We start from the raw sequence: 16938 nt of genomic DNA on the forward strand, positions 1-16938 counted from the left end.
GGCGGCCCTCCCTGTCGTACCTGCGGGCTCCGCCCGACACGGGACGGGCGGAGATGAGGGGGAGGTTAGACGCGGCAACGTTGCGGCAACGTTGCGTCCCCGTGATCCCCGTCCCCGTGACTCTCGTCCCGGTGAGCGCCCTCCGCCAGCCCGTACACCTCGCGCAGCCGCCGCACCCGCGCCGCCGGGGCCGCCCGGCCGGGGGAGTGCGGCGGCTCGGAGGCGAGCAGCGCCTCCGCCACCTCCAGGTCGTCCTCGCCCCACGGGGACTGCGCCCAGCGCCGCAGCAGTTCCGGGTCGGCGCTGGACAGCACGGCCCGCCGCAGCCCGTCCTCCAGCGTCAGCCGCATCCGGCACACCCCGGGCGCCTCCGACAGCGGCAGCAGCGGCCCCGGATAGGCGCGCAGCGCCGTGGCCACCTCACCGGCCGCCAACTCCTCGGCCGCCACGCTCACATCGGTGCGCACCGGCGCACACAGCCGGTACGGGCGCGAGCCCAGCAGCGGGCCCACCAGCCGCCGCAGCCGGGACATCTCGGCGCGCAGCGTCACCGGCGACCGGTGGTCGGCCCGCGGCCCGTACAGCTCCAGCGCCAGCCGCTCGCCGCTCAGGCCCTCCGGATGGCCAGCGAGCAGCACCATGATCTCGCTGTGCCGGCGCCCGAGCCGCAGCCGCCGCCCCTCGGTGACCAGCACCGCCTCGTCGCGGCCCAGCGCCGTCAGCGTGACGCGCGGGCCGTGCGCCGGGGGCGCCAGGGCGGCCAGCTGCGCCTCGGCGGCGCGGGCGGTCGCCTGGACCAGGGCGAGGCTGTGCGGGGCGGCCAGATGGTCGCCGCCGGTGAGGTCCACCGCGCCCAGCAGCCGACCGGAGTGCGGGTCGTGGATGGGGGCCGCGGCGCAGGTCCACGGCTGCACGCTGCGGTTGAAGTGCTCGGTGGCGAAAATCTGCACCGCGTGGTCGAGGGTGAGCGCGGTGCCGGGGGCGTTGGTGCCCGCGTGGCGCTCGTCCCAGCGCGCCCCGGCCACGAAGTTCATCCGTTCGGCCCGGTGGCGCATTCCGGTGTGCCCCTCCACCCACAGCATGCGGCCGAGGTCGTCGCAGACCGCGAGGAGGTGGGCGCCGTCGTGCGCGATGGTCCCCAGCAGCTCGCGGAACAGGGGCATCAGCCCGGCCAGCGGATGGTCGGCCCGGTACGCCTCCAGAGCGTCGTCGGCCAGATCGATCGGTGCCGCGCACTCCTGCGCCACCCGGGCGTCGGCCGAGCGCCGCCAGGAGTCCGCCACCACCGGGCGGACGGCCGGCCCCAGGGCCCCCTCCGTCAGGAACGCCTCGTGCGCGCGGCGCACCGCGCGGGTGCGCTCCACCGGATCGGTGCCGGATGCCATCGCCAGCCAGGGATTGACCACGGGGCCTCGCTCAACGGTACGGAGGGTCGGGTGGGACGGAGGGTCAGGTGGGAGGGGCGGCGGTGGGGACGACGCAGGTGCCGGGCGCTGGGGCGGGGGCGAAGCCGGGCGGTGAGGCGTAGCCGCAGGAGTGGCAGATCTTCCACCCGTCCTGGTTGACGGCGAGTTGGCCGCCACAGCTCGGGCACTGCTCGGAACTCATTGATCGATCCTTTGGTTCATGCGCAACGGGCCGGTCAGGGCCACCCCAGCGCTCAGATTTCCTTGTGAGGCGGATGCCCCGCAATAGTCAGAACAAGCCGCGTTGCGATACGGCTCCGGCGCCGGATCGGTTCACCGGAGCGGGTGCGTACGAAGGAGCCGGGAGCGCATGGCTCCCGGCTCCTTCGGCGCTGTCCGGCGTCAGCTGATGGACTTGATCAGCTCTCCGTTGGTGGTGTCGCCGCTCAGCTCCCAGAAGAAGGTGCCGCCGAGGCCCTGCTGCTGCTTGTAGGTCATCTTCCCGGCGATGGTGGCGGGGGTGTCGTAGCTCCACCACTGGTTGCCGCAGTGCGCGTAGGCCGTCCCGGCGACCGTGCCGTTGGCCGGGCACTTGCTCTTGAGCACCTTGTAGTCCTCGATGCCCGCCTCGTACGTGCCCGGCGCGGCGCCGGTCGCGGTGCCGCCGGGGGCGTCCTGGCTGACGCCGGTCCAGCCGCGTCCGTAGAAGCCGAGGCCCAGCAGCAGCTTCGAGGCCGGGACGCCGAGCCCCTTGAGCTTCTGGATCGTGGCGTCGGTGTAGAAGCCCTGCTGGGGCAGACCGCTGTAGGAGGTGAGCGGGGAGTGCGGGGCCGTCGGGCCCTGCGCGGCCCAGGCGCCGAAGAAGTCGTACGTCATCGGGTTGTACCAGTCGACGTATTGCGCGGCGCCCGCGTAGTCGGCGGCGTCCATCTTGCCGCCGGAGGAGGCGTCGGCCGTGATCGCGGCGGTGACCAGGTTGTTCTGGCCGAACTTGGCGCGCATCGCGGCCATCACGTTCTTGAACGCGGCGCGGCCGCTGGTGTCGCAGGTGTTGCCGCAGGCGTTGGGGTACTCCCAGTCGATGTCGATGCCGTCGAAGACGTCCGCCCAGCGCGGGTCCTCGACCAGGTTGTAGCAGGACTCGGCGAACGCCGCGGGGTTCTTGGCCGCCTCGCCGAACCCGGAGGACCAGGTCCAGCCGCCGAAGGACCACAGGACCTTGAGGTTCGGGTGGAGCTTCTTGAGCTTGCGCAGCTGGTTGAAGTTGCCGCGCAGGGCGCCCGCGTCCCAGGTGTCGGCCTTGCCGTCGACGCTGCCCGCCGCGTCGTACGCCTTGTCGTAGTCGGCGTACGCGTCACCTATCGCGCACTTTCCGCCGGTGACGTTGCCGAAGGCGTAGTTGATGTGGGTGAGCTTGGCGGCGGAACCGGAGGTCTCCACGTTCTTCACGTGGTAGTTCCGCTGGTAGATGCCCCATTCGGTGAAGTAGCCGACGACCTTGCTGCCGGCCGCCTGGGATGTCTTGGCGTTGGTGGTGGGGGATTCCGCCGCCGGGGCGGCGGGGCTGGCCGTCGCCGCGCCCGCCAGGAGGGTGGCGGTCAGCACCGCCGTCGAGAGGGCCGCGAGTGAGGCCCGCAGTCCGCGTGGTCTGAGCATGGGTTCTCCTCGGTGGGGGGTGAGGGGAGGTGAAGTGCCCGACGACCTGACCCGATCTTGACATGCACGCGCAGGGCAGGGTGGGAGAACGGTAGAAGGACTAGACCAGTGGGGTCAATGGTCTGGGCCAATCCCGTCCGTGCAACACCCGGACGGGCGAACTTCGTTGAAGATCCATACACCGGTGACGCGGGCCCCCGGATCGGGCATACTCCAACCGCCACGGTGCAGGTCATCACCCCGCTCGCGACCCGACGGGACGACCGGCGACAAGGCAGTATCCGGGCGGCGCCGCCCCACCGGGCGCGTACGCCGCCGCCGCGCCCTACAGGGAGAGGAGAGCGCCGCCATGACCGACCACGGCCCGCAGCCGGTGGAACGCGAACTGCCCACCGAGGAAGCCCGCGACCTGATCTCGCTCGTCCGCGAGCTGACCGAGCGGGAGATCCGCCCCCGCGCCGCCGAGGAGGAGGCCGCCGGGCACTTCCCCCGCGAACTGTTCGCCCTGCTGTCCGAGTCGGGGCTGCTGGGGCTGGTGTACCCCGAGGAGTTCGGCGGCGGCGACCAGCCGTACGAGGTCTACCTCCAGGTCCTGGAGGAGCTGGCCGCGGCCCGCCTCACCGTCGGCCTCGGCGTCAGCGTCCACACGCTGTCCTGCCACGGGCTCGCCACCTTCGGCGGCAAGGAGCAGCTGGCCGAGCACCTGCCGGCGATGCTCGGCGGCGGGCTGCTCGGGGCGTACTGCCTCTCCGAGCCCTCCTCGGGGTCCGACGCCGCCGCCCTCACCACCCGGGCCACCCGGGAGGGCGACGGCTGGACGCTGGAGGGCGGCAAGGCGTGGATCACCCACGGCGGCATCGCCGACTTCTACACCGTCCTGGCCCGCACCGGCCCCGAGCGCACCCGCGGCATCAGCGCGTTCCTGGTGCCCGGCGACGCCCCCGGGCTCTCCGCCGCCGCGCCCGAGCGCAAGATGGGCATGAACGGGTCGCCCACCGCGCAGATCCACCTCGACCGGGTCCGCGTTCCCGACAGCCGCCGGATCGGCGAGGAGGGCCAGGGCTTCGCGATAGCGCTGTCCGCCCTCGACGCGGGCCGCCTCGGCATCGCGGCCTGCGCGGTCGGCCTCGCGCAGGCGGCCCTGGACGAGGCGCTGGCGTACACCGCGCAGCGTCAGCAGTTCGGCCATCCGATCGCCGACTTCCAGGGGCTGCGCTTCATGCTGGCCGACATGGCCACCCAGATCGAGGCCGGGCGCGCCCTCTACCTGGCCGCGGCCCGGCTGCGGGACGCGGGGCGGCCGTTCTCCAAGCAGGCGGCCATGGCCAAGCTGTTCTGCACCGACACCGCGATGCGCGTCACCACCGACGCGGTACAGCTGTTCGGCGGGTACGGCTACACGGCGGACTTCCCGGTCGAGCGCTATATGCGAGAGGCCAAGGTCCTCCAGATCGTGGAGGGCACCAACCAGATCCAGCGGGTGGTCATCGCGCGCCATGTCGCGGGTCCGGAGAGCCGGTAGGCGGCGTATCGCCGTACGGACGTCCCGTACGGAGCGGTCAGGGGGCGCGGCGTTGCCGGGCCCCCTCCGTGTGCGTGCGTGTGTCCTGCGGGGCTTACGCGGGGGACACGGCGCGGCGCGGCGTCATCGGCGTCCTGATCGGGCGCGAGCCGGGGCCGCCGATGTGCGAGAACGGCTGCTTCCGCCAGTCCAGGCCCTCCGGCAGCGTCAGCAGCAGCGCCGCGTCCTGCTCGTGCGCGTCGAGCGAGGCGTCCGCGGCGGCGGCGTCCATCACCCCGCGCCCGGTGCCGGCGCACACGGTCAGGCCGAACGGGTTCCACGGAGACGGGCACAGCGCGTGCTCCGGGAGAACGTCCTCGTCCGCGAGCAGGGCGATGGGCTGCGCGCAGTCCGGGCAGGTGACCCGGAACATTTCGTACGTCTCGTAGGTGTCGACGTCGCCTTCGTCGAGGCGCTCAACGTAGGGCATGAGATTTCCCCCTCGGGTGGGCTGGCCAGGCGCGTCGGCCTCGACCACAGCAAGCATTTCCCTTGCCGCCGCATAGGTAATCGCCGCATCTCATAGGACACTCACCAGGAGATGTGGTGTTCGTCACATGCCCCGTGCAGATGCTGTGCGTCCCGAGCCGGTCCACGGGGTGTGCCCGCTGTGCCGAGAGCCTTCCGACCACATAAGGTGATCGGCTGTGGAGGAGTTGGACAGACAAATCGTGGAGCTGCTCGTCAAGGACGGGCGGATGAGCTACACGGACCTGGGCAAGGCCACCGGCCTGTCCACATCGGCCGTGCATCAGCGGGTCCGCCGCCTCGAACAGCGGGGTGTCATCCGCGGTTACGCGGCCGTCGTGGACCCGGAGGCCGTGGGGCTGCCCCTGACCGCCTTCATCTCGGTCAAACCCTTCGACCCCAGCGCGCCGGACGACATCTCCGACCGGCTCGCCGAGGTCCCCGAGATCGAGGCGTGCCACAGCGTCGCGGGCGACGAGAACTACATCCTCAAGGTGCGGGTCGCCACCCCGCTGGAGCTGGAGCACCTGCTCAGCCGGATCCGCACGCTGGCCGGGGTCTCCACCCGCACCACCGTCGTGCTGTCCACCCCGTACGAGGCGCGCCCGCCGCGCGTCTGACCACCCCCGTACGGGCTCGGCCGGACGCGTAGTTCCCCCGAGCCCGGAAGTCCGAAAACCGACCCCGCGAGGCAGCCCGCCGTGAACGACCCGACCCCCGTCCAGGCCGCCGAAGGCCGTACCGTCCTGCTGCGCGGGGGCGAGGTGCACAGCCCCGCCGACCCGTTCGCGACCGCGATGGTCGTCGAGGGCGACACCATCGCCTGGGTCGGCTCCGAGGGCGCCGCGGACGCGTTCGCCGACGGCGTGGACGAGGTGGTGCGGCTGGACGGGGCGCTGGTCACCCCCGCGTTCACCGATGCGCATGTGCACACCACCGCCACCGGACTCGCCCTCACCGGGCTCGATCTGACGGGCACCCCCACCCTCGTCGACGCCCTGGAACGGGTCCGGGCGCACGCCGCCGCCCACCCCGACGACCCGGTGCTTCTCGGCCATGGCTGGGACGCCAGCGGCTGGCCCGAGGGCCGTCCGCCCTCCCGCGCCGAACTGGACCGGGCCACCGGCGGCCGCGCCCTCTACCTCAGCCGGACCGATGTGCACTCCGCGGTGGTCACCACCGCGCTGCTGGACCGCGTCCCGGACATCACCGGACGCGCCGGCCACCACCCCGGGGCGCCGCTGACCGCCGACGCCCACCACGCCGTGCGCGCCGCCGCGTACGCGGGCGTGACGCCCGGGCAGCGCGCCGACGCCCAGCGCGCCGCCCTCGCCCACGCCACCTCGGTCGGCATCGGCTCGGTCCACGAATGCGCGGGCCCCGGCATCTCCGGCGAGGACGACCTCACCGGGCTGCTGCGGCTCGCCGCCGAGGAGCCGGGACCCCGGGTCCACGGCTACTGGGCCGAGGCCGTGACCGGCGCCGCCGGGCTGGAGAAGCTGCGCGAGCTGGGCGCGGCGGGCGCCGCCGGAGACCTCTTCGTGGACGGCGCCCTCGGCTCCCACACCGCCTGCCTCCACGAGCCCTACGCCGACGCCCCGCACCGCGGCACCGCCTACCTGGACGCGGCCGCCGTCGCCGCCCATGTCGCCGTCTGCACCGAGGGCGGCGTCCAGGCCGGGTTCCACGCCATCGGCGACGCCGCCGTCACCGCCGTCGTGGAGGGCGTACGGGCCGCCGCCGACAAGGTCGGCCTGGCCCGGGTCCGCGCCGCCCGGCACCGCGTCGAGCACGCCGAGATGCTCACCCCCGAGACCGTCGCCGCCTTCGCCGACCTCGGCCTCACCGCCTCCGTCCAGCCCGCCTTCGACGCCGCCTGGGGCGGCGAGGAGGGCATGTACGCCCAGCGGCTCGGCGCCGAGCGGGCGCGCACCCTCAACCCGTACGCGGCGCTGCTGCGGGCCGGGGTGCCCCTGGCGCTCGGCTCCGACAGCCCCGTCACCCCGCTGGACCCGTGGGGCACCGTGCGCGCCGCCGCCTTCCACCGCACCCCCGAGCACCGCGTCTCCGCCCGCGCCGCCTTCACCGCCCACACCCGCGGCGGCTGGCGGGCCATCGGACGGGACGACGCGGGCGTCCTCGTGCCCGGCGCGCCCGCCGACTACGCGGTGTGGCGGACCGGGGAACTCGTCGTCCAGGTCCCCGACACGCGGGTGGCCGGATGGTCGACCGATCCGCGCTCCGGCACGCCCGGGCTGCCCGACCTCACTCCCGGTCGCCAACTGCCCGTGTGCGTGCGCACGGTGGTCGGCGGACGCACGGTGCACAGCCGTCCGGACGAGTGACGCGACGCGTTCGCGTACCGCCGAACGATGTCCCACCGGCCTGTCGCGGTACCTGAACATTGTCCGTACTGACCTGGTCATTTGAGGAAACCCCGCAGGTCATGCGACTGTTGACAGGGTCCGGTCGGTGGCCGGTAGGTTCGGCCCCGTCCACCACTGGACACCCGACCGGGGAATCTTCACGCAGTCGTCGAACGCCGCTGGGCCAGAGGGAGACGCGCCGCCCAGGCCGTCACCACTGGGAGCCAGGTCCAGCGCACGGGGGCGAGGAAGGGTTACCGGGTCGGCAGGTGCGACCCGGGAGGGGCCCGGACGCTCAGTAGACAACGGCTCTCGGTCGACCCGCAGCCAGCGGGTCCCAGGCCGGCCCGAAGGGCGTCGGGCCCCCATCCGCACGCACACGGCGGACCGCCCCCCGCGAGGGGGCGGCATCCGCCGAAATTCCGCCGGATTCCGTCGGCACTCCGCCGAAATCGCCGAACACCGGCGCGAACGGGATCGAACAGGGAACCCCGGTCTTCTTCCCCGCGTTCCCCACCTCGGGGACACAGCCGCGTGCCCGCGTTATACGGTCACCTCACCAGAGCTTGTTTCGCAGGAAGGCCGCACCGTGCCCTCGGGTCCCGACACCACCGCCGAAACCGCCTCGTCAGGCCCGGCCGAAGAGCGCCCGGACCGGCCGCTGACGCCCGCCGCGGCGGAGGCGTCCGCGGCCCCCGGCGGGGCCCGCCCGGGCCGGTGGGGCCGTCTGGTCCGGCTCGCCCGCCGCGAGGCGGGGCGCAGCGCGCTCGCGGCCGTCGCGGGGCTCGCGCTCGGGTTCGCCTTCCCGCCGTTCGGCCTCTGGCCGCTGTCCCTGCTGGCCGTGGCGGCCCTGAGCCTGCTCACCCACGGCCGCAGCGCCCGCCAGGGCGCCTGGACGGGGTTCGCGTTCGGGCTGCCGTTCTTCGTGCTGCTGCTGAAGTGGCTGAGCGTGATCGGCTGGGACGCGGTGATCGGCCTGTCCGTCATCGAATCGCTCTTCCTGGTGCTGATGGGCGCCGGGTTCGCGCTGGTCTCCCGGCTGCCGGTGCCGTCCCTGTGGCCGCTGTGGACGGCCTGTCTGTGGGTCACCGAGGAGTGGGCCAGGGACCGGGTGCCGTTCGGCGGCTTCCCCTGGGGGCGGCTGGCCTTCGCCAACACCGGGTCGCCGTTCACCCCGCTCGCCGCGCTCGGCGGCGCCCCGCTGGTCACCTTCGCGGTCGCGCTGGCCGGCGGGCTGCTGGCCTCCGCCGCGCTCGCCCTGTGGCGGCTGCGGGCGGCCGGCGGCCTCCCGGCGCGCGGCGTGCTGCCCGCCGCCGGTGCGGTCGTCGTGGCCGTCGCCGTGACCGCGGCCGGATTCGCGGTGCCGATCCCCACCCGCGCGGACGACAGCGTGGACGTCGCCGTGGTCCAGGGCAATGTGCAGCAGGCGGGCATGGACTTCCTGGGCCGTCCCATGAAGATCCTCAACAATCATGTCCACGCCACGCTCGAACTGGCCAAGGACGTCAAGGCGGGCCGGATCAAGAAGCCCGACCTCGTCATATGGCCGGAGAACTCCTCCGACCTGGACCCCTTCCAGTACCGGGAGGCGTACGCCCGGAGCGACGAAGCGGTGAAGGCCATCGGCGTGCCGGTGCTGGTCGGCGCCCTGGTCGACCACCCCACCAAGCCGGGGTACGTGTTCAACGAGGGCATCGTCTGGGACCCGAAGAAGGGTCCCGGTGCCTCGTACACCAAGCAGCACCCGGTGCCCTTCGGCGAGTACGTGCCGTTCCGCAAGGAACTCAGCAAGGTCATCACCCGGCTCCAGCGCATCCCCCGGGACTTCTACCCCGGCGACCACACCGGGCTGCTGAACGTCGGCCCGGCCCGGCTGGGCGATGTGATCTGCTTCGAGGTCGCGTACGACGCGATCGTCCGCGACACGGTCAACGCGGGCGCCAGGGCGATCGTCGTCCAGACCAACAACGCCACCTACGGCCGCAGCGGCCAGCCCGAGCAGCAGCTGGTCATGTCCCGGCTCCGGGCCATCGAACACGGCCGCCCGGTGATCACCGCGGCCACCAGCGGGATCAGCGCGGTCGTCGCGCCGGATGGCACGATCGAGCAGCGGACGAAAGAATTCACGCAAGATGTGCTCACCGCGCGCATCCCGCTGCGTGACGGTACGACCCTCGCCGACCGCGTCGGTGCGACCCCGGAGTGGGTGCTCGCTATGGTGGGCGTTCTGTCCTGCGCGGCCGCGATCATGATCGGCCGTCGGGGACGTACGGACGAGAAGGGGCAGTAGCCGTGAGCGACGCACGCGAGGCCGAGGAGCCGACCACCGAGGCCGACCAGCCGCGCACCGGGGCCGAGGGGCCGGGCACCGAGGACGGGGGTCCGGAGCCGCGCCGCACCGGCCAGGACGACGGGGGACGGCGGAAGTACGGGCCGCTGGGCACCGTCCTGGTCATCATTCCGACCTACAACGAGGCCGAGAACCTCGCGCCGATCGTCGCCCGGGTCCGGGAGTCCGTGCCGGACGCCCACATCCTCGTCGCCGACGACAACAGCCCGGACGGCACCGGCAAGGTCGCCGACGAGCTGGCGGCCGACGACGACCACGTCAAGGTCCTGCACCGCAAGGGCAAGGAGGGCCTGGGCGCCGCCTATCTGGCGGGCTTCCGCTGGGGCATCGAGCACGACTACGGCGTCCTGGTGGAGATGGATGCGGACGGCTCGCACCAGCCCGAGGAACTGCCCCGGCTGCTGACCGCGCTCAAGGGCGCGGACCTGGTCATCGGCTCGCGCTGGGTGCCCGGCGGACGCATCGTCAACTGGCCCAAGTCGCGCGAGTTCATCTCCCGGGGCGGCAGCACGTACTCCCGGCTCATGCTGGACGTGCCGATCCGCGACATGACGGCGGGCTACCGGGCGTTCCGCAAGGAGACCCTGGAGGGGCTCGGCATGGAGGCGGTCGCCTCCCAGGGCTACTGCTTCCAGATCGACCTGGCCTGGCGCGCCGTCAAGGCGGGCTTCCACGTCATCGAGGTCCCCGTCACGTTCATCGAGCGCGAGCGCGGCGAGAGCAAGATGAGCCGGGACATCGTCACCGAGGCCGCCTGGCGCGTCATGTCCTGGGGTGTGGGCTCCCGGGTCAACAAGCTCCTGGGCCGCAAGGACACGTAGCCATCGGGGCCCTTGCGCGCTCGGAGTAGTCCCACGGGCGGCGGTCGGTCATCTGCCGGACACTGAAGGCGGAAAAGGAGGCCGAACATGCCCAAGACCACCATGAAGAGCAGCAAGAGCACACGGCGCAGGACGATGGCCCCCAAGGGGGCGAAGTCCGGCGGCATGGAGACGCGTACCAAGGAGGACCTGTACCGCGAGGCCCAGAAGGCCGGGATCGAGGGCAGGTCGCAGATGTCGAAGAGTCAGCTGATCTCCGCTCTGCGCCGCGGCCGCTGACCCCGAGACCTCCGGGCACCCGGCAGCCCGTGTGCCGGGACGCCCGGCCAACCGGACACCGGACATCCCTACGCCGACACGATCCGCTAGCGGATCCCCGGGACGGTCAGCGCGGTCAGCAGGGCCGTCCCGGCGACCATCCAGGCGACATAGTCGCCGACGTGCCCGGACTGGAGCCGCCGTACGGGCGCGAGCAGCGCGGCCGCCCCGGTGCGGGTCGGCCGCCGCACCGCGGTCGCGGCCAGGGCGACGGCGAGGGCCGTGGAGAGCAGCCCGAGCAGGATCCCGGCCGCCGACCAGTGCGGCGGCGCGAACGCCGGGGCGGACGCCGCGCGTCCGCCGAGCACCGCGCCCCGGTAGCCGGAGCCGTCGGTGAACAGCGCCCCGGCCCGGCCCGCGGCCGACGCCAGCGGCGGTACCAGCCCGACCGCCAGCGCCCCTGCCAGCAGCACCGCCGGTACGGCCAGCATCGGCACCGGGATGCGCCCGAGGCGGCCGCCCGTCTCCGGCTCCTCCTCGCCGGTGGTCTCCGGGCCCGCGCCCCGCTTGCCGTGCGGCGGAGGGCCCGCCCCGGCGAAGACCCGCAGGCCCACCCGCAGCACCGCGCCGCCGGTCACCGCCGACACCAGTACGTACAGCGCGGGCAGCCAGCCCGCCGCCTGCCCGGCGGCCTCCTCAGCGACCGCCTTGCCGAGCCCCGGGCCGAACGGCGGCAGCCCGCACAGCGCCAGGCCGCCCACCGCGAACAGGGCACCCACCAGACGGAGTTCCCGGGCCCGCCCGTACAGCTGGTGCTCGTCCACGGACGCGTACCGGTCCAGCAGGATGCCCGCGCACGCGAACAGGGCCGCCTTCACGCCCGCGTGGCCCGCGACGTACAGCGCCGTCCCGGAGACGGCCGCGGGGGAGAGCACGGCAAGGCCCGTCAGGAACAGCCCGGTGTGGGCCACCGTGGAGAACGCCAGCAGCCGCTTGAGATGGCGCTGCTGCCAGCACATGACCGCGCCCAGCACGGCCGTGAGCACACCGAGGGCCAGCAGCGCGCGGATCACCGCGGGGTGCGCGATGCCGCCCGGGCCGGAGAAGACCGTCCAGTAGACCCGGCCGACCCCGTACACGCCCAGCTCCACCATCACGCCGGACAGCAGCATGCACACCGGCGTGGGGGCGACCGCGTGTGCGTCGGGCAGCCAGAAGTGGAAGGGCACCGCGGCCGCCTTCACCAGCAGACCCGTCGTCACCAGGACGAACGCGGCGAGGACCAGACCGTCCGGGGCACGCGCGTCCAGCGCCCGCCCGATCTGAGCGAAGCCCAGCTCCCCGGTGCGCGCGTAGAGCAGCGTGATGCCCAGCAGCACGCAGTACGCGCCGAGGGAGTTCACCACGCCGAAGGCCAGCGCCCCCTGGACCGGCTTGGGCTCCTCCACCCGGAAACCGGTCAGCGCGTACGCGACGACGCCCATCAGCTCGAAGAAGACGAACGCGTCGAAAAGGTCGCCGGTCAGCGCGAAGCCGCACATGCCCGCCTGGAACAGCAGGATCAGCGCCGGGAAGGAGCCGGTGTGGCCGCGCGGCGGCTCCTCGAAATAGCGCCAGGAGTAGACCAGGACGGTCACCACCAGCAGCGAGACCAGCGCCGCGAGCCCGGCGCCCAGCGGATCGCCCACCAGCACGATGCCCACGCCCTCGCCGCGCACCGGATGCCAGCCGCCCACCCACTCCACCGGGCGGCCCGCGGAGTGCCCCGCGAGGATCAGCGTCGTCGCGGCGGTGGCGGCGGCGAAGGCGCAGCCCAGGACGTCGGAGACGAGCCGGGGCAGCCGCCGCCCGGCGGCCACCAGCACCGCCGCGCCGAACAGCGGTACGGCGACCGCCAGCGGCAGCAGCCGCGCGGCGTCCATCCGGTCAGCCCTTCAGCTCGGACAGCGCGTCCGGGTCGACCGTGCCGTGCCGTTTGCGGAGCTGGACGACGAGGGCGAGCAGCAGCGCGGTCACCGTCGCGCCCACCACGATGTCGGTGAGGGCGAGCGCCTGGACCACCGGATCGACCACCCGGCTGTCGGTGGGCGCGTCGGAGAACACCGGGGCGGTGCCGCCGCGGCGGTAGCCGACGGCGAGCAGCAGGACGTACGTGGAGGACTGGGCGACGGCCAGGCACCCCACGGCGTGGATCAGGTTCCGGCTGGTCACCAGCCCGTACACCCCGATCAGGAAGATCCATCCGGCGATCAGGTACGGCAGGACGGTCACACCCGCTCCTTTCCGTCGTTCTCGATTTCCACGGCCTGGTCCAGGAACCGGGCCAGCAGGACGACGATCCCGCTGGTGACCTCGATGCCGACGGCCGCGTTCAGCAGGATCACGGTGCCGCCGGAGGACAGGGTGGCGAAGGTGCCGAGGGGGAGGACGTTGGCGAGGAACGCCGATCCGGCGAGGACCGCCCCCAGTCCGGTGACGACGTAGGCCGCCTCCCCGGCGGCGTCCCCGATCTCGTACAGGGGGATCGGCCGGACGCGCTCCAGCGCCCGGTAGTCGGCACCGATGTAGAGGAGGTGCAGCGCGGTCGCCGTGACCACTCCGCCCTGGAAGCCGCCGCCCGGGCTGACCTGGCCGTGCGCGATCAGATAGAGGCCGATCAGCATCGCGAGCGGCAGCATCGGCAGCGCGAACCGGCGCACCCGGGGGTGCACCACGGCGGGCGCGGGCCGCTTCCGCCGCTCGTCGGCGGTCTGGCGCAGCAGGACGACGGTGCCGAGCACCGCGGCGAACAGGATCGTCTCCTCGCCGAGCGTGTCCAGGGCGCGCAGGTCGAAGTTGACGGACGCGATCACATTGGCCGTGTGGTGGCTCAGGGCGGCGCGTACGGCCCGTTCCCCGTACGGATGGTGGCTGGTGCCGAACGGCGGCAGGGAGAAGCAGGCGGTGGCGAACAGCGCCGCGAAGACGGCCGCCCCCGGCAGGAAGAGCCACAGCCGGCCGCGGGCGCTCATCGCTCGTCTCCGTCGCGGTGCCCGTCGCCGGGGTGGCGGCGCACCTTCCGCACGGTCAGCAGGATCATCAGCGGGGTCACCGCCGAGCCGACCGCGAGCTGGGACAGCGCGACGTCCGGGGCCTGGAGGAACGTGAACAGCAGGGCCAGCGCCAGCCCGAGGAACGACAGCACCAGCGCCTGCCGCACCGGGTCGCGGTTGAGCACGGCGGCGGTGGCGGCGCCCGCGACCAGCAGCAGCGCGACGACGATGAGGGCGTCGGTCATGCCGTACGGCCCCCGTCCGCTGTGTTCCTGTTCATGGGGCCGCCGCCCGCGCCGGTCACCACGCTGCCCGCGATCAGCAGCGCCCCGACCAGCAGCAGTTTCACCATGGCCCGGCCGGGCCCGGCCGCCACGCACAGCGGCAGCACGATCGCCGGAACCCCTAGCAGCGCCGTCCGGCGGACCAGCCGGGAGGCGGGCAGGACGCCGAGGAAGCGGGCGTAGATCAGCGTGCCGGTGGGCCCGAGCACGGACAGCACGAGCGCCACGTCCACGTAAGCGGGGCGGCCGAAGCCCTGCGCGGCCGGGAGGAGGGCCAGGCCGCCCAGCAGCGAGCTGAGGTTCTGGGCGATCAGCCGGTCCTCCGGCGCCCCGCGGGAGACCCACCACAGCACCGGTACGAGCGCGAGCAGCGGCACCAGCGCCACCAGCAGCCAGCCGTCGGCCGCGCTCACCGCCCCGTCACCACCCGGCGCGCGGCCCGGGCGACCAGTGCGGTGAGCAGCGCGGCGGCCGCGCCCACCATGACCTCCAGCGGGTCGACGGTGCCGATGAGCACCAGCCAGACCCCGGTCAGCACCAGCCACCAGGCCAGCACCTCCAGCACACCGGACATTCCGCCACCTCCGCGGCGGCGGGTACCCGGACGGCCGCCGCCGATTCCCTGTGGATGCGTGTGCGGGACGTCCCGGATCCCCGGCCCCGGGGTCCGTATCGCGCCGGGGCCCGGGCACACTTGGAGGCATGATGACCGGCGCATCCCCGCAGAGCGACCCGACCCGCCCGAAGCGCAGCCGTGCCCGTACGTTCGTACCGCTGGGCATCGCCGCCTGGCTGGTGCTGGAGATCTGGCTGCTGACCCTGGTCGGGGAGGCGGCCGGCGGGTTCACCGTCTTCCTGCTGCTGGTCGCGGGCGCGGTCGTCGGCTCAGCCGTCGTCAAGCGGGCGGGGCGCCGGGCCTGGCAGAACCTGGCCCGGACCGTGCAGCCGGGCGCCGAGCCCGCCGAGCAGCCGGGGCGTCCCGGCAACTCCTTCACCATGCTCGGCGGGCTGCTGCTGATGATCCCGGGGCTGGTCTCGGACGTGGCCGCGCTGCTGTGCCTGTTCCCGCCGACGGCGGCGCTGTTGCGGCGGCGCGCCGAGTCCGCGCTGTCGCGCCGGATGGGCTACACGCCGGGCTCGTTGGACGACCGGTTCCGGCAGGCCGGGCGGGACCGCCGGGCGGGGCCGGAGGACGGCCAGGTCATCCAGGGCGAGGTGATCCGCGAGGACGCGGCGCGCGAGGACGCGGGCGGCGCGGGCCGGAACGAGATCGTCCGGGACGACAAGGACTGACAAGGGCCGACAGGACCGACCGGGTGCGGAGACGCGCGTAAGGGCCGGGGCCACTGCGTAAGCGTGGCCCCGGCCCTTATGCGTCAGTACTGCCGTGAAGGTCAGGCAGACTTGCGGCTCGTGTCGCGCGGATGCACGGCGATGTTCATGGCGCCCGAGCGCAGGATCGCCAGCCGCTCGGCCAGCACCTCCTCCAGCTCCTCACGGGTACGCCGCTCCATGAGCATGTCCCAGTGCGTGCGCGCGGGCTTGCCCTTCTTCTCCTCAGGACCCTCGCCGTCCACCAGGAGTGCCATGGCGCCGCACGCCTTGCACTCCCACTCCGGCGGGATCTCCGCCTCTACCGAGAACGGCATCTCGAATCGGTGTCCGTTCTGGCATGCGTACTCCACCGCCTGGCGCGGGGCCAGATCGATGCCGCGGTCGGTCTCGTAGCTGGTCACCACGAGTCGCGTGCCGCGAAGAGCTCGCTCACTCATGAATCGTGCCTCCCGGGCTTCTCGCCCACAGGACAGGTGTCGCTGTCGTCGTCATCCGGTCAACGTCCGGTCGGCGGTGAAGATTCCCGTACTGGGACATGCGTCGCCCGTCGTGCCGCCCCGTTGTTCTACCCACAGGCGCCCGGTTTGTCACATCTGGCAGCAGATGTCACCCAGCGTTTCTCATGCTTTAGCGCGCAGTAACGGTCCGCCTGGTGGGCCAAGGGCGTACACTACCGCTCCCTGTGCGCGAGGACTAAATCAGGTCACGGATCGGACTCCGTGGACCGCCCTCCGCCACCACCGGTGAACTCTCCGTTGACCGCGCGGGAGCGTTCCCGGGTGTGTCGCCGGTGGCTGAGGGTATCGCGAACAGGCCCAGGAAGTACTGCGAAAGCGGCCCGATGGCCAGTGCGTACAGAACGGTGCCCACTCCCACCGAGCCGCCCAGCGCGAACCCCGTGGCCAGCACCGCCACCTCGATCCCGGTCCGCACCAGCCGCACCGACCTGCCGGTGCGCTGGTGCAGCCCCGTCATCAGGCCGTCCCGCGGCCCCGGTCCGAACCGCGCCGAGATGTACAGCCCGGTGGCCGCGCCGCCCACCACGACCGAGACCAGTAGCAGGGGGATGCGCAGCGCCAGCGCGTCCGGCTGTGGTACGAGCCACAGGGTGGCGTCCACCGTGACCCCGATCACCATCACGTTGGACACCGTGCCGAGCCCCGGCCGCTGCCGCAGCGGAATCCACAGCAGCAGCACGACGACCCCGACGATGACCGTCACCGTGCCGAACGACAGCGAGGTGCGCTTCACGATCCCCTGGTGGAACACGTCCCATGGATCGAGGCCGAGCGCGGCGCGCACCTGGAGGCCCATGCCCACGCCGTACAGCACGAGCCCCCCGTAGAGCTGGACGAGGCGGCGGGCGAGGCGGGAGCCCCCCGAGGGTTCCATGGACAACGC

General features: G+C 73.1%; 19 protein-coding genes. 7 read left to right on the forward strand and 12 right to left on the reverse strand.

What is annotated here, in order from left to right:
• Positions 1-65: 65 nt before the first annotated feature.
• The 3 genes from ACH4TL_RS09285 to ACH4TL_RS09295 form a co-directional block, all read right to left on the reverse strand.
• Positions 66-1406 carry a GAF domain-containing protein gene (locus tag ACH4TL_RS09285; RefSeq protein WP_398309539.1) on the reverse strand — a complete coding sequence of 447 codons (1341 nt, stop codon included), beginning with the start codon at positions 1404-1406 and terminating at the stop codon, positions 66-68.
• Positions 1407-1449: 43 nt separating this feature from the next.
• On the reverse strand, positions 1450-1608 hold the full coding sequence (locus ACH4TL_RS09290) for a hypothetical protein (RefSeq protein WP_398309536.1): 159 nt from the start codon (positions 1606-1608) through the stop codon (positions 1450-1452).
• Between the two features lie 200 nt (positions 1609-1808).
• Entirely contained in the window at positions 1809-3062 is a 1254-nt protein-coding gene (locus ACH4TL_RS09295) for a glycoside hydrolase family 18 protein (protein ID WP_398309533.1), read from the reverse strand.
• A 349-nt stretch (positions 3063-3411) separates the two neighbouring features.
• Between ACH4TL_RS09295 and ACH4TL_RS09300 the strand changes: the two genes are divergently transcribed.
• Positions 3412-4584 (forward strand): acyl-CoA dehydrogenase family protein, encoded by a 1173-nt coding sequence (locus ACH4TL_RS09300; protein ID WP_398309530.1) that lies wholly within the window; start codon positions 3412-3414, stop codon positions 4582-4584.
• 94 nt (positions 4585-4678) lie between these two features.
• Here ACH4TL_RS09300 and ACH4TL_RS09305 read toward each other — a convergent pair whose 3' ends face one another.
• The gene (locus tag ACH4TL_RS09305) at positions 4679-5110 is read right to left on the reverse strand and encodes a hypothetical protein (protein ID WP_398309527.1); all 432 of its coding nucleotides are present in this window, start codon (positions 5108-5110) and stop codon (positions 4679-4681) included.
• Between the two features lie 160 nt (positions 5111-5270).
• Between ACH4TL_RS09305 and ACH4TL_RS09310 the strand changes: the two genes are divergently transcribed.
• The 5 genes from ACH4TL_RS09310 (at position 5271) to ACH4TL_RS09330 (ending at position 10907) form a co-directional block, all read left to right on the forward strand.
• Entirely contained in the window at positions 5271-5711 is a 441-nt protein-coding gene (locus ACH4TL_RS09310; RefSeq protein WP_398309524.1) for an Lrp/AsnC family transcriptional regulator, read from the forward strand.
• Between the two features lie 81 nt (positions 5712-5792).
• Positions 5793-7436 (forward strand): amidohydrolase, encoded by a 1644-nt coding sequence (locus tag ACH4TL_RS09315; protein WP_398309520.1) that lies wholly within the window; start codon positions 5793-5795, stop codon positions 7434-7436.
• A gap of 610 nt (positions 7437-8046) precedes the next feature.
• Complete coding sequence (lnt, locus tag ACH4TL_RS09320) at positions 8047-9747, forward strand: apolipoprotein N-acyltransferase (protein ID WP_398309517.1); 1701 nt, start codon at positions 8047-8049, stop codon at positions 9745-9747.
• A gap of 146 nt (positions 9748-9893) precedes the next feature.
• The gene (locus tag ACH4TL_RS09325) at positions 9894-10628 is read left to right on the forward strand and encodes a polyprenol monophosphomannose synthase (RefSeq protein WP_398311515.1); all 735 of its coding nucleotides are present in this window, start codon (positions 9894-9896) and stop codon (positions 10626-10628) included.
• Positions 10629-10715: 87 nt separating this feature from the next.
• Positions 10716-10907 carry a Rho termination factor N-terminal domain-containing protein gene (locus ACH4TL_RS09330; RefSeq protein ID WP_398309514.1) on the forward strand — a complete coding sequence of 64 codons (192 nt, stop codon included), beginning with the start codon at positions 10716-10718 and terminating at the stop codon, positions 10905-10907.
• A gap of 86 nt (positions 10908-10993) precedes the next feature.
• Here ACH4TL_RS09330 and ACH4TL_RS09335 read toward each other — a convergent pair whose 3' ends face one another.
• Genes ACH4TL_RS09335 through ACH4TL_RS09360 form a run of 6 tightly spaced genes read right to left on the reverse strand, consistent with a single transcriptional unit; the run spans position 10994 to position 14776 of the window.
• Positions 10994-12808, reverse strand: a complete 1815-nt coding sequence (locus ACH4TL_RS09335) for a complex I subunit 5 family protein (protein WP_398309511.1) — start codon at positions 12806-12808, stop codon at positions 10994-10996.
• A gap of 4 nt (positions 12809-12812) precedes the next feature.
• Entirely contained in the window at positions 12813-13157 is a 345-nt protein-coding gene (locus tag ACH4TL_RS09340; protein WP_009713552.1) for a sodium:proton antiporter, read from the reverse strand.
• Positions 13154-13897, reverse strand: coding sequence for an MnhB domain-containing protein (locus tag ACH4TL_RS09345; RefSeq protein ID WP_398309506.1), 744 nt, complete (start codon positions 13895-13897; stop codon positions 13154-13156). Before ACH4TL_RS09345 ends, ACH4TL_RS09340 begins: the two co-directional genes overlap by 4 nt.
• Complete coding sequence (locus ACH4TL_RS09350) at positions 13894-14163, reverse strand: Na(+)/H(+) antiporter subunit B (RefSeq protein WP_398309503.1); 270 nt, start codon at positions 14161-14163, stop codon at positions 13894-13896. Before ACH4TL_RS09350 ends, ACH4TL_RS09345 begins: the two co-directional genes overlap by 4 nt.
• Positions 14160-14615 (reverse strand): MrpF/PhaF family protein, encoded by a 456-nt coding sequence (locus tag ACH4TL_RS09355; RefSeq protein WP_398309500.1) that lies wholly within the window; start codon positions 14613-14615, stop codon positions 14160-14162. Before ACH4TL_RS09355 ends, ACH4TL_RS09350 begins: the two co-directional genes overlap by 4 nt.
• Entirely contained in the window at positions 14612-14776 is a 165-nt protein-coding gene (locus tag ACH4TL_RS09360) for a hypothetical protein (RefSeq protein WP_398309497.1), read from the reverse strand. The genes ACH4TL_RS09355 and ACH4TL_RS09360 overlap by 4 nt, the downstream gene beginning before the upstream one ends.
• 128 nt (positions 14777-14904) lie before the next feature.
• Here ACH4TL_RS09360 and fxsA point away from each other — a divergent pair, with 128 nt between their 5' ends.
• The gene (gene fxsA, locus ACH4TL_RS09365) at positions 14905-15495 is read left to right on the forward strand and encodes an FxsA family membrane protein (protein ID WP_398309494.1); all 591 of its coding nucleotides are present in this window, start codon (positions 14905-14907) and stop codon (positions 15493-15495) included.
• 101 nt (positions 15496-15596) lie between these two features.
• Here the strand turns inward: fxsA and ACH4TL_RS09370 are convergent, their stop codons facing one another.
• Together ACH4TL_RS09370 and ACH4TL_RS09375 are read right to left on the reverse strand one after the other, a co-directional pair.
• Positions 15597-15974, reverse strand: a complete 378-nt coding sequence (locus ACH4TL_RS09370; RefSeq protein WP_009713547.1) for an RNA polymerase-binding protein RbpA — start codon at positions 15972-15974, stop codon at positions 15597-15599.
• Between the two features lie 256 nt (positions 15975-16230).
• On the reverse strand, positions 16231-16929 hold the full coding sequence (locus ACH4TL_RS09375) for a YitT family protein (RefSeq protein ID WP_398309491.1): 699 nt from the start codon (positions 16927-16929) through the stop codon (positions 16231-16233).
• Positions 16930-16938 lie beyond the last annotated feature (9 nt).

Source organism: Streptomyces sp. NPDC021115 (assembly GCF_044333065.1).
In the GTDB taxonomy this organism is placed as follows: domain Bacteria; phylum Actinomycetota; class Actinomycetes; order Streptomycetales; family Streptomycetaceae; genus Streptomyces.